14 protein-coding genes and 2 tRNA genes are annotated in these 18,801 nt (G+C 42.8%); 10 read left to right on the top strand and 6 right to left on the bottom strand.

Features of this window, described 5'->3' with window-relative positions:
- Positions 1 to 420: 420 nt before the first annotated feature.
- The 3 genes from JMX89_RS03525 to JMX89_RS03515 all read left to right on the top strand — a co-directional run bounded on the left by JMX89_RS03525 (position 421) and on the right by JMX89_RS03515 (position 1,954).
- Positions 421 to 496: transfer RNA gene (locus JMX89_RS03525), tRNA-Asn, on the top strand.
- 193 nt (positions 497 to 689) lie between these two features.
- Positions 690 to 1,019: a hypothetical protein gene (locus tag JMX89_RS03520; RefSeq protein ID WP_011514160.1), complete on the top strand. Its 330-nt coding sequence runs from the start codon at positions 690 to 692 to the stop codon at positions 1,017 to 1,019.
- A gap of 203 nt (positions 1,020 to 1,222) precedes the next feature.
- On the top strand, positions 1,223 to 1,954 hold the full coding sequence (locus tag JMX89_RS03515) for a hypothetical protein (protein WP_201532214.1): 732 nt from the start codon (positions 1,223 to 1,225) through the stop codon (positions 1,952 to 1,954).
- Positions 1,955 to 2,037: 83 nt separating this feature from the next.
- On the opposite strand, the gene JMX89_RS03510 is transcribed toward JMX89_RS03515, so the two are convergent.
- From JMX89_RS03510 to JMX89_RS03500, 3 genes are all read right to left on the bottom strand, one after another.
- Positions 2,038 to 2,128: transfer RNA gene (locus tag JMX89_RS03510), tRNA-Ser, on the bottom strand.
- Between the two features lie 92 nt (positions 2,129 to 2,220).
- Positions 2,221 to 3,396, bottom strand: a complete 1,176-nt coding sequence (locus tag JMX89_RS03505; RefSeq protein WP_227672992.1) for a type I glyceraldehyde-3-phosphate dehydrogenase — start codon at positions 3,394 to 3,396, stop codon at positions 2,221 to 2,223.
- 438 nt (positions 3,397 to 3,834) lie between these two features.
- Positions 3,835 to 5,775, bottom strand: coding sequence for an AAA family ATPase (locus JMX89_RS03500; RefSeq protein ID WP_201550863.1), 1,941 nt, complete (start codon positions 5,773 to 5,775; stop codon positions 3,835 to 3,837).
- 341 nt (positions 5,776 to 6,116) lie between these two features.
- Between JMX89_RS03500 and JMX89_RS03495 the strand changes: the two genes are divergently transcribed.
- The 4 genes from JMX89_RS03495 to JMX89_RS03480 all read left to right on the top strand — a co-directional run bounded on the left by JMX89_RS03495 (position 6,117) and on the right by JMX89_RS03480 (position 11,276).
- Positions 6,117 to 7,643, top strand: coding sequence for an aldehyde dehydrogenase family protein (locus JMX89_RS03495; RefSeq protein ID WP_025650610.1), 1,527 nt, complete (start codon positions 6,117 to 6,119; stop codon positions 7,641 to 7,643).
- 96 nt (positions 7,644 to 7,739) lie between these two features.
- Complete coding sequence (gene adhP, locus JMX89_RS03490) at positions 7,740 to 8,768, top strand: alcohol dehydrogenase AdhP (protein ID WP_025650611.1); 1,029 nt, start codon at positions 7,740 to 7,742, stop codon at positions 8,766 to 8,768.
- A gap of 343 nt (positions 8,769 to 9,111) precedes the next feature.
- Positions 9,112 to 9,438, top strand: a complete 327-nt coding sequence (locus JMX89_RS03485; RefSeq protein WP_025650612.1) for a DUF779 domain-containing protein — start codon at positions 9,112 to 9,114, stop codon at positions 9,436 to 9,438.
- Between the two features lie 194 nt (positions 9,439 to 9,632).
- The gene (locus JMX89_RS03480) at positions 9,633 to 11,276 is read left to right on the top strand and encodes a GMC family oxidoreductase (RefSeq protein WP_201550861.1); all 1,644 of its coding nucleotides are present in this window, start codon (positions 9,633 to 9,635) and stop codon (positions 11,274 to 11,276) included.
- 48 nt (positions 11,277 to 11,324) lie between these two features.
- Here JMX89_RS03480 and JMX89_RS03475 read toward each other — a convergent pair whose 3' ends face one another.
- A complete protein-coding gene (locus JMX89_RS03475; RefSeq protein WP_201550859.1) occupies positions 11,325 to 12,341 on the bottom strand; it encodes an NERD domain-containing protein in 1,017 nt (338 codons plus the stop codon).
- Positions 12,342 to 12,598: 257 nt separating this feature from the next.
- Between JMX89_RS03475 and JMX89_RS03470 the strand changes: the two genes are divergently transcribed.
- Positions 12,599 to 13,201 carry a YceI family protein gene (locus tag JMX89_RS03470; protein ID WP_149409200.1) on the top strand — a complete coding sequence of 201 codons (603 nt, stop codon included), beginning with the start codon at positions 12,599 to 12,601 and terminating at the stop codon, positions 13,199 to 13,201.
- Between the two features lie 83 nt (positions 13,202 to 13,284).
- On the opposite strand, the gene tkt is transcribed toward JMX89_RS03470, so the two are convergent.
- Positions 13,285 to 15,282: a transketolase gene (gene tkt, locus JMX89_RS03465; protein WP_201550857.1), complete on the bottom strand. Its 1,998-nt coding sequence runs from the start codon at positions 15,280 to 15,282 to the stop codon at positions 13,285 to 13,287.
- A 312-nt stretch (positions 15,283 to 15,594) separates the two neighbouring features.
- Positions 15,595 to 16,881: a serine--tRNA ligase gene (serS, locus tag JMX89_RS03460; RefSeq protein ID WP_201550855.1), complete on the bottom strand. Its 1,287-nt coding sequence runs from the start codon at positions 16,879 to 16,881 to the stop codon at positions 15,595 to 15,597.
- Between the two features lie 450 nt (positions 16,882 to 17,331).
- Here serS and JMX89_RS03455 point away from each other — a divergent pair, with 450 nt between their 5' ends.
- Both JMX89_RS03455 and JMX89_RS03450 read left to right on the top strand, forming a co-directional pair.
- Entirely contained in the window at positions 17,332 to 17,994 is a 663-nt protein-coding gene (locus tag JMX89_RS03455; RefSeq protein ID WP_011514171.1) for a YcxB family protein, read from the top strand.
- 241 nt (positions 17,995 to 18,235) lie between these two features.
- Positions 18,236 to 18,721 carry a Dps family protein gene (locus JMX89_RS03450; RefSeq protein ID WP_011514172.1) on the top strand — a complete coding sequence of 162 codons (486 nt, stop codon included), beginning with the start codon at positions 18,236 to 18,238 and terminating at the stop codon, positions 18,719 to 18,721.
- Positions 18,722 to 18,801: the final 80 nt, after the last annotated feature.

Raw genomic sequence — 18,801 nt, 5'->3', positions numbered from 1 at the left:
ATATCAATTATACGGTAAGGATATTTTTTTGCTTTAATATAGTCAATTCTAAATAAAACAGATACGTTATATTCCAACGCAGTACTGGTATAAATTTTTCTGGCATGCTGTGACTACGCTGACAGAGGCTGCGTAAAATTCATCTCAGTCTTACTGTATCGTTTTAATACTGAATTCACTATAGTTTGCTCAAATAGATAGTGGTTGTTCTATTATTGAGTCATCAACATGTTATTAAAGTAGATAAAATAATAGTGTTATGGTCGATATTTAGACAATTATGATTAGATTTATAATTAATCTCATAATAAGGTTGACAGCTCATGACTACTTGGCTAAAATGTGCCCCACATAACGCAAACAAGACAAGCAATTGGGCATATTAAAGCCTTTGTAAAACTTGATGTTATTACCAATTATTCTCCAATAGCTCAGTTGGTAGAGCAACGGACTGTTAATCCGTGTGTCCCTGGTTCGAGCCCAGGTTGGAGAGCCATATACGAAAAGACCTTCATCACTTATTTGATGGAGGTTTTTTTTGGCTTGTATTTATTAGTGCTTTATTAATATGGCTATTAATGCAGCTTCGGTGTTCTTTTGGGGACTTTTGTTGTATGGTAAGAGTACATATGACTAAGTCAGTTTTGCCTGAGTGCTTTATTCCTACTCACTAATAGTAATGGTTTATTATGATACCTGCACGTATAAAAAATAAGTTTTCTGATCATCCGCAAAAAATCATGCGCCCTATCAGTATTCGCCTCTCTGAAGAGATGATTGAGCTTTTAACGGCGACCGCATCAGAGCTTGGATTTAAGCGTATTCAAGGCTTGATTCGCCTATATATCCGTCAAGGTCTTGATCGTGACCATCAAGACTATACGCTTGCCCATGATGAAGTTTTTATTGAGACATTACGCAAAAAAGGCGTGAGCCAGCGTATTATTGATGAGGCGATTGTGGTGACTCACAATAACAATATCACCCATTCATTGTCTGATCTGCAAGAAAATAAATAGCAGTAGCATTTGAGTATTTAACCGCTTGAGTAGCTAATATTCGAAGCCTTAATAAAGACTAAGTTACCCTAACGGTGCTTGGTCTTTTTTTGCGATTGATAATACTGTACTCACCTTTATTTAGCGATAAATAAACATACACAACTGTGAGATACAATACATTAAGATAACAACTATCACGGCTCATATGGAGGTATCAGATAATGGGTTTATACAAACGTTTAAACAAAGTTGTGTTATTGACTGTGAGCTTGGGGCTGTTTCCTGCCCTGTACGGTTGCTCGCAGCCGCAAGTAGATCCTAGCCAGCAAACAATACCGACCAACTCTGATCAGTGGCAAAAGACACTGGGCGATACCTTTGAGCGTCTACCTGAAGCAGATAGAAAGCTTCTCAGCCGTTATATGCTACGTATGAAGCTTAGTAGCGCCTATGAATCAGGCGCGATGCCGCGTATTACTATTAAACAAGCTTTGATCCAGCAGCGCGAATATGAGCGCCTACATCCAAACAACCCAACGGGTAAGAAAAGTCCCATTGTAACCAGTCAAAAGCTCGAAACTGCCAATCACCTCAACTATCCTGTTGCCCTATTACCAGTCAAAACCAGCGATAGTGATAGCTTAAACCAAGTCAAGCTACAGTTTATGCTGTCAAATCATGGCAAAGTAGCTATCGAAAGTTTTCAAGGTACTCTCACGATGAAAGAGAAACGTTTGACCAAAAATAAACGCTTCAACGTGCCATTAACCCAGTTTGAGCCGCCTATCGCTCCAGAACAATCTGGCAAGATAATCATTGAGAGCAGTATTGAAGACATCAATGTTATGCGTGCTATTAAAAATAACACAGGAGTGAGCATTGAAATCACTGAAGGTAAAATGATATTAGCGGATGGGCAGGAAATCAAATTTGACGAGTTACTAGCCAAATAAAACAAAGGTTTTAAAATCTATAGCAATATAAAACAGCAACATAAAAAAATCCCCAATCAGCAATGATTGGGGATTTTCGAATTTGGCGGAGACGGAGAGATTCGAACTCTCGAAGGGCTATTAACCCTTGTCGGTTTTCAAGACCGGTGCATTCAACCGCTCTGCCACGTCTCCATTTGTGCATCATTATAGCGATCTGAAATGAGAATGCAAGCAGTTATGTCAAAAAAATTAAATTATTTTTTAAACGGCTTATAATCATGAGTCTAAAGCTTGTTTGAAGCAAGATGCAAGCACATATCAAGCATGCGATTGGCATAGCCCCATTCATTGTCGTACCAAGCAAAAACCTTGTATTGATTGCCGACTTGCATCAGTTGTTGCCCATCTATAATCAATGATTCAGTCTGATGGATAAAGTCACTTGAGACTAGCGGTTCGTCCGTATAGTCCATGATCGTCGCTAAATGCGCCTGACTCGCTGATTTTAAAACGTCACGTATTGCTTCAATACTGACATTTGGCGTCTCAAATACAAACGTCACATCAATAGCGGCGACATCAATAGTTGGCACTCTTATTGAATGACCATTTATCTTGCCCACCATATTTGGTAACACGCGTTCCGTAGCAGCGATACTGCTGGAAGTCGTCGGAATGATATTATAACCAGAGGCGCGCGCACGCCTTAGGTCACGGTGCGCTTGGTCAAGTACGGTTTGATCAGCCGTCACTGCATGAATCTCAGTCATCATCGCCGACTCAACGCCAAACGCCTTATCAAGGGTATCAATAAGCGGTACGAGCGCCTGAGTGGTACAAGAGACGCTAGAGATAATAGGCAGATCACGCGTCAAAGCATCGCTATTGACGCCCATCACGATACAAGCATCGACATGGTCAAAGGGTGCGGCACCGATAATCACTTGTTTGGCACCCGCCTCTATGTGCAAGCTTGCCTGCTCATATGAGCGATAGTGTCCGGTGCACTCAAGCACCACATCGACCTGCAACTCTTTCCATGGCAGTGTCTCTGGGTTTTCTCTTGATAATAAACGAATGCAGTAAGTAAGATTATTTTTGGTCAAGCACAGCTGAATATCATTTTTTGCTGTCGCACAGGGCTTTTGCTGATGATCAGTGAAGCCATCTTGTACGATATCCGCTGTCACGCCAAGCTGGCTCAAACGCCCATGTGTGCTATCGAACCTCAGTAAATGTAATAAGGTTTCGGCAGGGGCCAAATCATTAATCGCGACCACATGAATAGCACGTCCTAGCACCTCAAAGCGCTCTAATAACGCACGCAATACATTGCGACCAATACGACCAAAACCATTGATAGCCACTCTCAAAGGCTGAGTCTGGTCACTGGTCGTATGAAACCCTGCTGTAGCAGGATTAGACGTCAAACGGTAGGTAGCACTAGAAAAATCAGGCATAACAAGTTATCGCTGTAATAGAAATAAAAAATGAAGGCTAAAATTGAATGCCATCGGCTGATCAAAAAAGCGCCACGCAGAATATATAGTGAGTTTACTACAAAAGTGTTATAGCGCTATTGGTATGAATTTTACGCAGCCTCTGGGAACGCAGCACGCCAGTAAAATTTATACCAATAGCGCGTTCAAATTTTCATAACATTTTTATTTTCATCTGACTATAGTCGTTCGCGAATAAAAGAAATACAAATGTTATAAGGTACTACTGGGGTTAACTTTTCTTGCTTGCTGTGCCTACGCAGACAGAGGCTGCGAATAATTAACCCCAGTAGCTCTGCACCCTTTTAAAAGTGAATTAACTATATAGGCAGTCGCGAATAAAACAGTTGCAGACAAAAGAGTTATCTTTTAAAAAATGTACTTATGACTTAAGAATGACTACGGAGTAATAAATATCAATGCCAAACGAATGGTATTGTAATCAGCGCTTTGTTTTAAATGCTCAAATATCGGACGCAGCTTAATACTACCATCATCATTAAAATCATTTGGGTTATTAGCAACTTTAATCGCCACATAGGCATTGCCCACTGCCGTCATAACCTCATCTTCTGGACGCAAATGATCACAAGCGAGGCTAGGGTCTTGAGATTTCAGCTCAGCAATATGGCGCATAATGGTAGACTGTGACAGCTGACGTGCTTGCGATATTTCCGCGATAGATAAACTTTCTTCAAGAAGTATTCGTGTGGCGAGTAAGGTACTGTCTGACTTATCAGACACTTGATTGCCAAGTTTCTGTTTTTTTCCTATTTGCGCTTGCTGCTGTTCACGGCGCTTTGTTTGTAGAGTGGCATAGGCATCAATCACTGACTTGCTTAATGTACCGCCTGATTTAAGAATAAACTTCTCATGTGCCTGTGTCATACTTTCTTCATCAAGCATTGCATAATTGGCATCCGCTTCATCAGACAGCACTAAAAAGCGCTTATCTGCACCGCGTGCCAGTGGGTCAAGCTGCAAGCTCATTTCATTCATACCGAGCAACTGAAGACCTGCCAGCGATTTTAACCGTGATAATGCCACATATCCTTGCCCAAGCTCAAAGGTACGTGACAAGTCAATCTCAGCAGCTTCAAGCGTCATACCTTGCGACTTATGAATGGTAATCGCCCAAGCTAGACATAATGGCACTTGCTCATAGCTTGCCAGCACATCGCCCGTCTCGTCCTCGATAATCCATTCTTCTGGCTCAGCGATAACCTCACGCCCAGTATTTAACCTAACCACTGGCATTTTTTGTGTCGTCGGCTTCTTAACTTTTGCTTTATCTTTTTTGGCTTTTTCTTTTGCGCTTTTTGCAGTCTTTTTCTCATTACCAACATTACTGTCTTTATCGCTACCAATATCATCGTCTTCGATTAAATCGTCATTATCGTCTTTGCTATCATCAATTTTCACAGCAGCAAAGCCAATCAGCTCACCCATCGTACCGTTAGACACGCCAAGCTCGGTATTGTTTTTGATAAACATCACTTTTGAGCCAACTTTTAATACCAAGTCATCTTGAGTACGAACCGTCTTCTTTAGAGTCTCAACCAGTTTACTATCGCCAACAGACGTGGCTTCAAAGCGCATCATCTCGCCAGATAAATCAGCCAACTCTTTGTCATTGATTTTATTGACGTTGAGATTGTGCGTATAAAGACGCGTACGCTTAATATCGACATTTTGATCAAAGGTAGCTTCTAAGGCAGCAATCGCCTCAAAAGTCACTTCTTGACGACGGATTTGATTGAGAATATCGTCCAAATCAAGCCCACCATTCGCCGCTTCACTGACCTGTCGATGTTGCTCAGATAAGTAGCAGATGTGAAACTTGGCATCGAGCCAAGCTTCCGACATAAAGGCAAATTTTTCACGATTACTCTCACCCTTACTGCCAATCGGTGGTAACTGAAAAAAGTCTCCTGCAACAACGACTTGGATACCACCGAAAGCTTTGTCATTTTTGCGTACATGCTTAAGCACTTGGCTGACCAAATTAATCTGCTTGGCATGCAGCATGGATATCTCATCGATGATAAGTACCGCGGTGTCTTTTAATCTATCTGCCAAAAACTGCTTACGTGATAAATTGGTCAAGTCGCGGTCAGACAGTTCATCCTTAATACCAATGCCCGACCAACTATGAATGGTCGTGCCATTCATATGAGTGGCGGCAATGCCTGTACTCGCAGTCACAGCAACAGGTACACGGCGCGCGCGTAGATAATCGATATATTGGTTAAGTGTATAAGTCTTACCTGAACCTGCTGAGCCCGTCAAAAAGACGTTTTGACCTGTTTTTAAAATATCAAGAGCAGAAGATTGACGCATATATCCAAACCAACCAATAACTTAGAAGAAAAAGAAAAGAGAGCAGCCATCAGCAATTTTATAAATGCCGTAGCCTAAAATATTGGCAATAATTATAACAGCTACATCCACTTTACGAACCCTTTTAACTGACACATTTTCCATAACTAAATTTTATGAGTTAATTCATTAGCTATTATTAAATGTGAGTATAAATCTGCTCAAAATTTGAGTAGTATGAAGTGAGAACTTGATCAGGAAGATTCGGTGGCGATGAGATAAGCATTTATTTTACACGATGATGTAATAAATAATTGCTTATATATGACTTGCCTCATACATAAAACAACAAGGAGCAGTTAATGTTATATCCCTATCCAAACACAGAAAAAAGCCAAGTCCAATTCCGCGAAAAATATGACAACTTTATCAATGGTGAATGGGTTGCACCTGTTGATGGGGAATACTTTGACAACACCAGTCCCATAGATGGCAAAGTCATTTGCCAAGTTGCCCGCTCAAAAGAAGCTGACATCGAAAAAGCCCTAGATGCGGCTCACGCTGCCAAAGATGCGTGGGGCAAAACCAGCGTGACAGAACGCGCCAATATCCTCCTCAAAATCGCTGACAAAATGGAAGCCAATCTTGAGTCTATCGCCATTGCTGAATGTTATGAAAACGGCAAACCGGTGCGTGAGACACTCGCAGCAGACATCCCGCTAGCCGTTGACCATTTCCGTTATTTCGCCAGTGCCATTCGCGCTCAAGAAGGCGGCATCAGCCAAATCGATGACGATACCGTTGCCTATCATTTCCATGAGCCACTAGGCGTTGTTGGTCAGATTATCCCTTGGAACTTCCCTATCCTAATGGCCGTGTGGAAACTGGCTCCTGCGCTTGCTGCGGGTAACTGTGTGGTTCTCAAACCTGCTGAGCAAACCCCTGCCTCTATTCTCTATATGTTAGAGATTATCGGTGCGGCTGACCTGTTACCTAAAGGCGTATTAAACGTCGTCAATGGCTTTGGTGTCGAAGCTGGTAAGCCGTTAGCTTCTAACCCTCGTATCAATAAAGTGGCCTTTACGGGTGAGACCACAACCGGTCGCCTCATCATGCAGTATGCCAGTGAAAACATCATTCCTGTGACCTTGGAGCTGGGCGGTAAGAGTCCAAACATCTTCTTCGCTGATATCATGGATGAAGACGATGACTTCTTGGACAAAGCGGTTGAAGGCCTAGTGATGTTTGCGCTGAACCAAGGTGAAGTCTGTACCTGCCCATCACGTGCACTGGTACATGAGAGTATCTATGATGAATTTATCAAACGCTGTATCGCCCGTGTTGAAGCCATCAAAATGGGCAATCCATTAGATACGGAGACGATGATTGGGGCACAAGCAAGCTCAGATCAATTAGAGAAGATCCTATCTTATCTAGATATCGGTAAACAAGAAGGCGCTAAAGTATTGGTCGGTGGCGAGAGAGCCACACACGACGGTGATCTGGGTGATGGCTATTACGTGCAGCCGACTATCTTTGAGGGCACTAATGACATGCGCGTGTTCCAAGAGGAAATCTTTGGACCGGTGCTTGCGGTAACGACTTTTAAAGATGACGAAGATGCGATGAGAATTGCCAACGATACGTTATATGGTCTGGGTGCTGGTATTTGGACGCGTAGTGTACATAAGGCATATCGCTTCGGACGTGGTATTCAGGCGGGTCGCGTATGGACGAACTGCTATCACATCTATCCGTCGCATTCTGCATTCGGTGGTTATAAACAGTCTGGTATCGGCCGTGAAAACCATTTGATGATGCTTGATCATTATCAACAAACCAAGAACATGCTGGTGTCTTACGATCCTAAAAAAATGGGGTTCTTTTAAGCCCCAGTTCGAAGCACTTTGCAATCGAGGTTGCAAAGTGTGTTAGGTACATTCACAGATTATTTTTATGCAGAAAATCTAACAAGGAAGAACTATATGAGCAATAAGATGAAAGCCGCCGTATTACATGAGTTTAATCAACCATTACAGATCGAAGAAGTTGATATTCCAACGCCAGGCGCGGGTGAAATCGTTGTCAAGATGCAAGCCTCCGGTGTCTGTCATACCGACTTGCATGCCATTGAAGGCGATTGGCCCGTCAAACCAAGTCCGCCATTTATCCCTGGACATGAAGGCGTTGGCCTGATTACTGCCGTTGGCGCAGGTGTGACCCATGTAAAAGAAGGCGACCGCGTTGGTGTGCCTTGGCTCTACTCTGCTTGTGGTCACTGTACCCATTGTTTAGGCGGCTGGGAAACCTTATGCGAGCGTCAACAAAACGCAGGCTATTCAGTCAATGGTAGCTTTTCAGAATACGTACTGGCCAATGCCAACTACGTCGGTATCATCCCTGAAAGTGTTGACTCGATAGAAATTGCACCCGTTTTATGCGCAGGCGTCACCGTGTACAAAGGTCTAAAAATGACCGATACCAAGCCTGGTGATTGGGTCGTTATTTCTGGTATCGGTGGTCTTGGTCATATGGCAGTACAATACGCCATTGCCATGGGACTCAACGTTGCGGCAGTCGATATCGATGACGAAAAGCTCGCATTTGCCAAAAAACTAGGCGCGACCATTACCGTTAATGCAAAAAATACCGATCCTGGCGAGTATCTAAAAGAAGAAATTGGCGGTGCCCATGGTGTGCTAGTAACAGCCGTATCTGCTATCGCGTTCGATCAAGCGTTAAGCATGGTTCGACGTGGTGGCACGGTGGTCTTTAACGGCTTACCAACCGGTGACTTCCCTGTCTCTATTTTTGATACGGTGCTCAACGGTATTACCATTCGTGGCTCCATCGTTGGTACGCGACTCGACTTACAAGAGTCGCTGGACATGGCAGCAGCAGGCAAGGTAAAAGCCACCGTTACCGCGGAGCCGTTAGAGAACATCAACGATATCTTTGAGCGTATGCGTAACGGCAAAATCGAAGGTCGCATTGTGATTGACTACAGTATGTAGTTATAGTTTATTCAGTTTAAAAGAGAGACAAGGCAACCGAGCGCAGATGTATATGTGATACCTCAAGTGAGGTTAACGCTGTAACTCTTTTATAGAGGATTGACTATATTGCTTGTGAGATTTTGATATTGTCTTAATGCTTCACACATTTAATCACAAACCATCAGTCGTATCGTTTTCATTCACATGCTATAAGTGATGTGAGTGAAAACGATACGGCTTTTTATATTCTCGCCCAATATGGGTATGAGGTTTATGCTTAATAAGACTCCTATACTTAATAAGACACTCGTACTTAATGAGACGTCTTCTACAATCATATTTTAATGATAAGGAAATCATTATGAACGTTACAGCGACAGAATCCTGCGTAGACTTGATTGAGCTACTTAAATCCAAGCACGGTGAACTGATGTTTCATCAGTCTGGTGGCTGCTGCGATGGTAGCTCGCCTATGTGTTACCCGCTAGGTGAGTTTAAGGTAGGCGGCCAAGATGTATTGGTCGGTGAGATTGCTGGTTGTCCATTTTATATGGGCAAAGCGCAGCACAAATTATGGCAAAATACGGATTTGACCATTGACGTGGTGGACGGGCGTGGCGCCAGTTTTTCGTTAGAAATACCAGAAGGTAAGCGCTTTATCGTACGTTCAAAAGTTTGCTCAATATAAATATGCTAATCGATAACACGCCCTAGGTAACATCACAGAACTTATCAATAGGCTCCTAGTGATAGTCTATTTTCTCTATCTACACGCTCTAGTCATTTTTATTTTATTATTCTGGCAAAATAATAGATACTGTAAAGCATAGCTTACTTTGAAAAGCTCGTTTTGATTGGCATGGATGCTATAAGGAAGATAAAATGGAACTTGATAAAACGTTTGATTACGTCATCGTGGGCGGTGGCTCTGCAGGCTGTGTGCTTGCCAGTCGGCTGACAGAAAATCCAGACATCAGTGTCTGTTTATTAGAATATGGTGGTGAAGGCAAGGACCTCGCAGTTCGTGTGCCTGCTGGGCTGATTTTGATGGTACCAGGTAAGCCATTAAAGTTAAATAACTGGTGCTTTCACACTACCCCTCAAACTCATCTCAATAATCGACGCGGCTTCCAACCACGTGGGCAATGCTTAGGTGGATCATCCGCTATCAACGCCATGATTTATACCCGCGGCAGTGCGCTAGATTATGAGCGCTGGGTGGAGCAAGGTTGCGAAGGCTGGGGTTTTGATGATGTACTGCCCTACTTTATCAAATCAGAAAACAATATCCACGGCGCGGACGAGCTGCATGGTGATAGTGGACCACTGCATGTCAGTGATTTACTAAGTCCACGTGATATCTCAAAAGCCTTTGTAGAAGCTGCCATTGCCAATGGTTTAGATCAAAATGATGACTTTAACGGCAAAAAACAAGACGGTGCAGGATTATATCAAGTCACCCATTTTCATGGTGAAAAGCAAGGTCAACGTTGCTCTGCCGCTGCAGCCTATCTACATCCTGTCCAAAGCCGCTCAAATCTGACCGTTATTACCCATGCACAAGCCAACCAAGTCATCATTGAAGACAAACAAGCGACTGGTGTGGTTTATGAAAAGGATGGTGTCAAACATACTGTCATGGCACATCGTGAAGTCATCCTATCAGGCGGCGCTTTCGGCTCGCCTAAAGTGTTGATGCTATCAGGCATTGGTCCTGCTGAACATTTGCAGTCTCATGGCATCGATGTATTGGTAGATGCACCCGACGTTGGCGGTAACTTACAAGATCATTTAGATGTCGTCTTTGATTACGAGGTCAATACTACCGATGTCATCGGTCTTGGTATAGCAACTATTTCAACCTTGACCAAAAGTATTCGGCAATGGCGAAAAGATGGCACAGGTCTGTTATCTACCAATTATGCAGAAGCAGGCGCGTTCTTTAGTGTCGGTGACGACCCACAAGAATGGCCAAATACCCAGCTGCATTTTGTGATATCTCGCGTGATTGAACACGGACGTGATCTTAGACGGGGTTTTGCCGTTTCTTGTCATACCTGCTATTTACGCCCTGAAAGCCGTGGTACGGTCAGACTCGATTCTGCCAATCCCTCTGATGCCGTATTAATTGATCCAAACTATCTTTCGCATCCGAAAGATGTAGAGTATATGGTCGCTGGTGCAGAGCGTACGCGCGCCATTATGCAAGAGTCGCCAATGGCTGAATACATCACTGAGGACTATCCTGCTCCCTATATCGAAAAAGATGGTATGCTTGGCTATATCCGTAATAAATCAGACACTATCTACCACCCTGTAGGCACTTGCCGTATGGGCTCAGACAGCGATTCAGTCGTTGATTTAGAAGTAAAAGTACGCGGCGTGAGTGGACTAAGGGTCATCGATGCTTCAGTGATGCCAACCTTAATCAGTGCCAATACCAATGCACCGACGATTATGATTGCTGAAAAAATAGCAGACCTTATCAAGGCGAATCACGTGCATGCTGAGTCAGTCCCTGCTTAACATAGTTTAAGATGATTAATCGAGCCCAAAATCAAGTTTCATTTGGGCTCAATTTGTATTGACTACTCCGCGACATTTTGGAAATTGGCTACAACCAAAAAAGGTCTGCCCAAGATGTGCGCCTTTTTTTGCAACGCGTTTGACCATCTCACTATTACATCTCGGGCAAGTTGGTGCTTGGATGAAATTAGCTATATTGTCTATCGCCACAAGTGTCGCAGGGTAATGCACTTGTGGCTCAGTCTCTATAACCTCAAAGGGTGTGAGAAAAACCTTATCAGTAATATCATGCGGCGAACTTATCTGCTGAGTACTCAAACTATCAATTGGTAAATCGCTAGATTCAATCTCAGTTTGACCAGACCATCGATGCACTTCTCTGCTTTTCAGCCTGGCTCGTTTAGCGGTTTCTTTTACTATCGGCTCAGATGTAGACTTATCAGTAGTTGTAGCAACTGAATTACCATTAGGGTCATTGCTAGACGACTTGCTTGGATTGCTATGCCTATTCTTTAAGTACGCTTTATGGGCTTGATTGGTGCGCCACGACTTACTAAATCTATTGCTTTCAATCTGAGCAACGATAAATTGAACCTCATCTTCGCTTAATATCTCATCCTGCTTTCTTTTGATATACGACACCATTCCACTCGTCAATACGTGCTCCGGCAACTCATCGCGAGTTTTTAGCTCACATTCACCGATGAACGCAATCATCGAATGAAAGTAGCTTATCTCTAATGCTAATAAATCCGCGAGCGTTTTAATATGCAAATAATTCTGGCGTAATGGGTTTTGGAATTTATACTTACGACCCATAATGACTTGCGTCCACTGTCTTTGCGCCTCATTACCAAATATCCAGCCTTTATAGTTTTTGGTTTCGATGACAAAGATGCCGTATTTAGAGACAATGACATGGTCGATTTGGGTACTACCACCATTGGCTAATGGCAAAGTGATATTATTTAAACGATGATAGAGGTCTTTTTCTAGCTTTAACCACATGGCAACATTAATGACTGTTTCACCTAAAACACCTTTGAAGCTGGACATGAGGGACATAATCGTCTTCCAATAAAAAAGATAAAAACACTTATAATTAAAATAGTATGCTGTCTGTCTTAAACCATTTACCTAACACGCCTCAAGCGCTTATAACTTTAATAGTACATTGAAATCGCTTAATTGTAGTAGGATATCGCCTTACTATAGTCGATTGATTTTGAAAAGAATAGAGCACGGATTAATTACTATAGAACCACTTGAATTAAATTATTTTAACTACTGATATACCTCCTATCTCTCTTTGGATCAGACATATGACCACACCTGTCACCTCTTTGCTGAAAATCACACTCAGCAGCTGCCTACTATTATCATTACCAGTCATGGGATTGGCGGCGACCGTTCCGCAAAAATGGAAACTGGACGTCCCAAAGACCAATGTAGAATTTGAAGTCAATTATTTGGGTAAAGCCACGACTGACGGCAGGTTCAATAAGGTCAATGGCGCCATCAATTATGACGTCAATAAACCTGCAAGCACGACCATTAATTTTACCGTTTTTACCAATAGTATCGATACTGATCGCAGCTTGAGAGATTCATTTTTGCGCCGAAAGGAGCTTTTGAATACGAAACAATATCCGACGATGACTTTTGTTTCTAAAAAAGTCAGCATGATAAATGCTAAAGAAGCCAATGTGACCGGTGATTTTACGGTATTAGGTCAAACTAAACCTTTGACGGTGAGAGTAACGTTATCAGATGTAGAGAATGATCCTGTCACCTCTAGACCTACCTTAAAATTTCGCGCGACGGGTTTGGTAGATCGTTACAACTATGGGGTTACCGCTTTTCCAAAAGTGATTAGCAATATCATCCCACTTGAGATATCAGGGAAACTGATTGCTGCTAATTAAGCTCTGAAAGACTTAAAAGAACATAAAAAAAAGAGTTGCTAGAAATCCTAGCAACTCTTTTTTGTTTGAGCAGTTTTAAATACTTACACCAAGCTATTCACCGCATCAACCACGGCTTCAGTCGTGATACCAAACTCTTTGTATAACTGATCTGCAGGTGCAGATTCGCCATAAGTAGTCATACCGATGACTTTGCCATCTAGACCAACGAACTTATACCAGTAATCGACGTGTGCTGCTTCTACTGCGACGCGGGCGCGAGTATTGGCAGGCAATACCGCTTCACGATAGCTAGCATCTTGCTCGACGAAAATCTCAGCACACGGCATAGAGACCACACGTACACCGACGCCATTTTCGCTCAAGGTCGCGTAAGCTTGCATGGCAAGACCGACTTCTGAACCAGTCGCGATAATAATCGCTTGTAGCTCGCCTTGCTCTTTCGCAAGTACATAACCACCTTTAGTGATGTTCGCTACTTGTTCGCTGTCACGCGCTTGGTGTGGCAAGCTTTGACGGCTAAAGATCAATGCTGATGGATTGTGTTCTGATTTGATTGCTTCTACCCAAGCACTTGCAGATTCGGTCGCATCACAAGGACGCCATGTACGTAGATTTGGCGTGGTACGTAGGCTAGTTAACTGCTCAACTGGCTGATGCGTTGGACCATCTTCACCCAGACCGATTGAGTCATGCGTATACACATGGATGACGCGCTGCTTCATTAGTGCGCCCATGCGTACCGCGTTACGCGCGTATTCCATAAACATGAGGAACGTCGCTACGTAAGGGATAAATCCGCCATGTAGTGCGATACCATTAGCAATCGCCGTCATACCAAATTCACGCACGCCATAATAGATATAGTTGCCAGCGTCATCGTCTTGGATACCTTTGGCATCTTTAAATAGTGTGAGGTTTGAGCCTGCTAAATCCGCCGAGCCACCAAGTAATTCTGGCAATAATGGCTGTAAGGTATTGATGGCATTTTGGCTGGCCTTACGACTGGCAACATCACCGCCCTGCTCTTGAGTTTGCTGGATATACTCTTGCGCTTTTTGCTCAAAATCAGCTGGTAAGTCACCCTCTAAACGACGAAGTAACTCAGTTGCTAACTCTGGATAAGCCTTCTTATAAGCGTCAAAGTTCGCGTTCCAGTTTTTCTGTAAGACGTCGCCTTTGGCTTTACCATCCCATGCTTGATAGATTTCATCATCTAGCTCGAAAGGTGCATGCGTCCAAGATAATGCATCACGGGTTAAAACGATTTCATCATCGCCAAGTGGCGCGCCATGACTGGCTGCTAAGCCTTGTTTGTTTGGGCTACCAGCGCCAATAGTCGTTTTGCAAATGATTAAGCTTGGCTTAGTCGTCTCTTTAATCGCTTGCTCAGTCGCTTGCGTAATGTCATCGGTATCATGACCATTGACCTTGATAACTTGCCAGCCATAAGATTCAAAGCGCGCTTGCGTATCATCAGTGAACCAGCCGTCGACGTCACCATCAATTGAGATGCCATTGTCATCATAGAAAAATACCAATTTGCCAAGCTCTAACGTGCCAGCCAATGAGCAGACTTCATGGCTAATACCTTCCATCAAGCAGCCATCGCCTAAAAACGCATAGGTATGATGATCGACAATATTATGACCATCACGATTAAATTGCGCTGCCAACGTTTTTTCTGCAATTGCAAAACCAACCGCATTGGCAATACCCTGACCTAATGGACCAGTGGTGGTTTCAACACCTGGCGTATAGCCAAGCTCTGGATGACCTGGTGTTTTCGAATGTAATTGACGGAAACCTTTTAGGTCATCAACGCTAACGTCATAGCCTGATAAATGTAGCAATGAGTAGATCAGCATCGAGCCATGACCGTTTGATAAGACAAAACGGTCACGGTTGTGCCAGCTTGGGTCAGCAGGATTATGCTTCAAAAACTTGCGCCACAAAACTTCGGCAATATCAGCCATGCCCATTGGTGCACCCGGGTGCCCAGAATTGGCTTTTTGAACCGCATCGAACGACAGTACACGGATGGCATTGGCTAATTTACGTTCGCTAATTGGAGCTGGCATAGAGTGTCCTAATATTCGGATAGAAGTATGGAGGATAAGAGGAGAGTTTACTCAGAGGGTCATAAAATAAGGACGCAATGGGCGCCCTTAACGAATAATCTGTAAATACAGGGGTAATATTAACATATTTGCACTCTATCTAGCGCAAAAATGCGCTGACAGAACCGTTCGTATTTAATAATAATTTGTATCAGTTTTATCAATTTGACCGATACTTACTGCAATAAAACACAATCGGCGAGCCTGAATACCAACTCACTAATTGCATCACTCATCAAATAACTATATGTCAAAAACCCGCATATCAAAAAACTATAATAAAATGGTGTCAGCACCGCCCATAAACGGACGCAATACTTCTGGAATCGTGATGCTGCCATCAGCGTTTTGATGGTTTTCCATCACTGCCAATAATGTACGACCGACTGCCAAACCCGAACCGTTTAAAGTATGTACAAGACTGGTTTGTTTACCGTCTTTAACACGTGTACCCATACGGCGTGCTTGGAAATCGCCACAGTTTGAGCAGCTTGAGATTTCACGATAGGTCTCTTGGCTTGGCAACCAGACTTCGATATCATAAGTTTTTTGGGCGGCAAAACCCATATCGCCGGTGCACAATTTGACGGTGCGGTATGGCAAATTAAGCTGCTGTAAGATAAATTCTGCTTGTCCAGTCATCGCTTCAAGCAACTCATCTGATTGTTCAGCTGTGGCAATATTAACCATCTCGACTTTTTCAAACTGATGCTGACGAATCAGACCACGGGTATCACGACCATGCGAGCCAGCTTCACTACGGAAACACGGCGTATGAGCGGTGAACTTTAATGGCAGCTCTTTGATATCCAAGCGCTCACCCCGTACCAAGTTGGTCATCGGTACTTCTGCGGTTGGAATCAGATAAAAATCCATGTCATCATTATTCGTATGATTGGTCAATTTAAATAAATCATCTTCAAACTTTGGCAGCTGACCCGTGCCCTTTAAGCTTTCAGAATTGACGATATACGGCACATAAGTTTCAGTATAGCCATACTTCATTGTATGGGTATTGAGCATGAATTGAATCAATGCGCGATGCATCTGCGCCAATTGTCCTTTTAAGACGTTAAAACGGCTGCCAGTCAATTTGGTCGCTGCTTCAAAATCGAGCATACCGAGTGTCTCACCAATATGCGTATGATCTTTAATCTCAAAATCAAACTCACGCGGCGTGCCCCACTTGCGCACTTCTACGTTATCGTCTTCTGACGTACCGACTGGCACATCTGCAGCAGGAATATTAGGAATCTGCAAAGCCGCTTGAGTGATACGCTCTTGCAAAGTACGCAGCGCATCTTCGGCTTTTTTCAGCTCTCCGTTCAGACTTTGCATATCAGCCATCAATTCACTGGCATCTTCGCCCGACTTTTTCAAAACACCTATTCCATGTGCGCCAGCATTACGACGCGCCTGCAACTCTTCGGTCTTTACTTGTAGCGATTTACGTTCGTTCTCAATATTTTGCCAGAACGCTATATCAAGCGTATAACCACGGGTGGCCAATTGCTGCTGTAAATCTGTCAAATCGCCGCGTAAGAGTTTTGGGTCTATCATAATAGGTGCCTGTCGCGCTAAAAGTGGATAAAAGATGTGAAAATAATGAAAATCTGGGCTCTATAGCCTGATTTTGCTTAAAATTAGGTGGTAGCCGCTATAATACCAAGCTGCGGCTGTTTTGACCATGTTTTGGCAGTTTTTTACCCATCTCTTGACTGAGTTTTGAGCTTCTATTCTCTTAATCTTTAAATAGGAAATAGTTATTCATATTAACGTGCTAATAATATAATTTAAGGTCGCAAGCTCTCTATAAATGTGACTTACCTTTACTAATGGCCTAAATATGGTGTCTATTAGCGAACAGAGTGGCTTATATGTTTCATTTAAGGGCGATTTTCGGTAAGATAAGCGCATATCTTTATTCTATTTCCAGCCAAATATTACCTTGCTGTCGACGTTTGGCGCTTTTAATTTAACGTTTTCACTATAAGTCTTTGAGAAACCTTTATGGCTCTGTACCCCTACACGCTGCAACCTGTTGCCTTAAACCTAACCGAGGCAGAATTCCATCAAGCACAGTATGAGCTATTTTCTAGTGCCAGCCCGTCATTTGGTCTGTCGAGTATCAAGCTTAAAGAATGGATTATCATGGCAGTCGCTGTGGTTTTAGCCGTTGCTGGACTGGTTTTTTTGACCGGTTATTCGACCATTATTTTCTGGCTGATGCTAGCAGCCGTTGTTATTTACCTACTGGTTCGTACGCTTGGTTTTAAATGGTATGTGAAAAGAGAGTTTGAAAAGCAAGTCGCTGAGCAAGAGATGCCTGATGAGATGCGCCAAATGAAACTGGGTGTACAGAAGCATGGTCTGGTAATGGCAGTGCCTGTTAATCAGTCAGATATGTTTAGTAGCAATCAGATGCGCGGTATGCAGATGCGTGCAGGTAGCACCCAACAAGCGGTGATTCCTTGGAGCGCTGTGAAGAGCTGGGATGAGACCGACGACTATATCTTTATGATGTTTGAGATGAAAGGTCAGCAAGGCAGTCAGATTATTCCTAAACGCTTGCAAGCGCAAAAATTCCCTATCGATACGGTACGCCAGCATTTATTAGAAGTAGTCGCAGTAAAAGGTCTAAACTCTGAAAGCTTACAGATACCTGCTAAATAGGCTTAGCGCTTTCTGTTAGATCAAGGATTTAGTTGTTTTATAAAATATATTACAAATTTTAATTTGATTAATTTAACTTATTTTTGCATGCTTGCTACAATAGTAAGCATCAAAGGTTGAGTAACGCATAGTAAGCGGTTATTTAGGCTTTAGTCTAATAATCGCTCGCTATAAATTGCTTAAGTTTAAAGGTTTAACAACTTGATGTTTGAACCCTACACTCAATGAAAAGGATAATATAATGAGTAACAATAATAACGACACTAACCAGATCGGTCTAGAAAAAGCAGATATGAGCGAAGTCATCAGCAAGTTAAATGGTCTGCTATCTAGCTATCATATGTTTTATATCAATGTTCGTGGTTATCATTGGAACGTCAAAGGTGAGCATTTCTTCACTTTACATCCAAAGTTTGAAGAGCTATATACCGCGCTGCAAATCCAAATCGATGAAATCGCTGAACGTATTTTGACCCTAGGCGGCACACCGTTACATGCTTATAGCGATTTTGCTCAGCATACCAGCATTCAAGAAGATAAGAACGTTAAAGACGGCACTACTTGTGTTAAAGGCGTTGTGACAGGTTTACAAGAGCTAATTGAAGAACAACGTCAAGTATCGACTCTAGCAGCAGAAGCAGAAGATCAGGGTTCAGCGGATCTTGTTGATGCTTATGTACAAGAGCAAGAAAAATTAATATGGATGTATAATGCCTTTTTGGGTTAACCGCTTCATGCATATTTAGTATATTAGGCTATATAGCCATGAAATCAAAAGTAGAAAAAAGCACCTAAATAGGTGCTTTT

The organism is Psychrobacter sp. DD43, assembly GCF_904846555.1.
Lineage (GTDB): Bacteria > Pseudomonadota > Gammaproteobacteria > Pseudomonadales > Moraxellaceae > Psychrobacter > Psychrobacter cryohalolentis.
Note: the sequence above shows the minus strand (reverse complement) of the source record. Positions and strands in the feature narration are given on the sequence as shown.

Bases quoted from the DNA above. Each gene is read 5' to 3' on its own strand.
- JMX89_RS03455 (WP_011514171.1), top strand. From the start codon at position 17,332: ATGGCTCTGTACCCCTACACGCTGCAACCTGTTGCCTTAAACCTAACC.
- JMX89_RS03520 (WP_011514160.1), top strand. From the start codon at position 690: ATGATACCTGCACGTATAAAAAATAAGTTTTCTGATCATCCGCAAAAA.
- serS (WP_201550855.1), bottom strand. From the start codon at position 16,881: ATGATAGACCCAAAACTCTTACGCGGCGATTTGACAGATTTACAGCAG.
- JMX89_RS03505 (WP_227672992.1), bottom strand. From the start codon at position 3,396: ATGCCTGATTTTTCTAGTGCTACCTACCGTTTGACGTCTAATCCTGCT.
- JMX89_RS03450 (WP_011514172.1), top strand. From the start codon at position 18,236: ATGAGTAACAATAATAACGACACTAACCAGATCGGTCTAGAAAAAGCA.
- JMX89_RS03500 (WP_201550863.1), bottom strand. From the start codon at position 5,775: ATGCGTCAATCTTCTGCTCTTGATATTTTAAAAACAGGTCAAAACGTC.
- tkt (WP_201550857.1), bottom strand. From the start codon at position 15,282: ATGCCAGCTCCAATTAGCGAACGTAAATTAGCCAATGCCATCCGTGTA.
- JMX89_RS03475 (WP_201550859.1), bottom strand. From the start codon at position 12,341: ATGTCCCTCATGTCCAGCTTCAAAGGTGTTTTAGGTGAAACAGTCATT.
- JMX89_RS03515 (WP_201532214.1), top strand. From the start codon at position 1,223: ATGGGTTTATACAAACGTTTAAACAAAGTTGTGTTATTGACTGTGAGC.
- JMX89_RS03470 (WP_149409200.1), top strand. From the start codon at position 12,599: ATGACCACACCTGTCACCTCTTTGCTGAAAATCACACTCAGCAGCTGC.
- adhP (WP_025650611.1), top strand. From the start codon at position 7,740: ATGAGCAATAAGATGAAAGCCGCCGTATTACATGAGTTTAATCAACCA.
- JMX89_RS03485 (WP_025650612.1), top strand. From the start codon at position 9,112: ATGAACGTTACAGCGACAGAATCCTGCGTAGACTTGATTGAGCTACTT.
- JMX89_RS03480 (WP_201550861.1), top strand. From the start codon at position 9,633: ATGGAACTTGATAAAACGTTTGATTACGTCATCGTGGGCGGTGGCTCT.
- JMX89_RS03495 (WP_025650610.1), top strand. From the start codon at position 6,117: ATGTTATATCCCTATCCAAACACAGAAAAAAGCCAAGTCCAATTCCGC.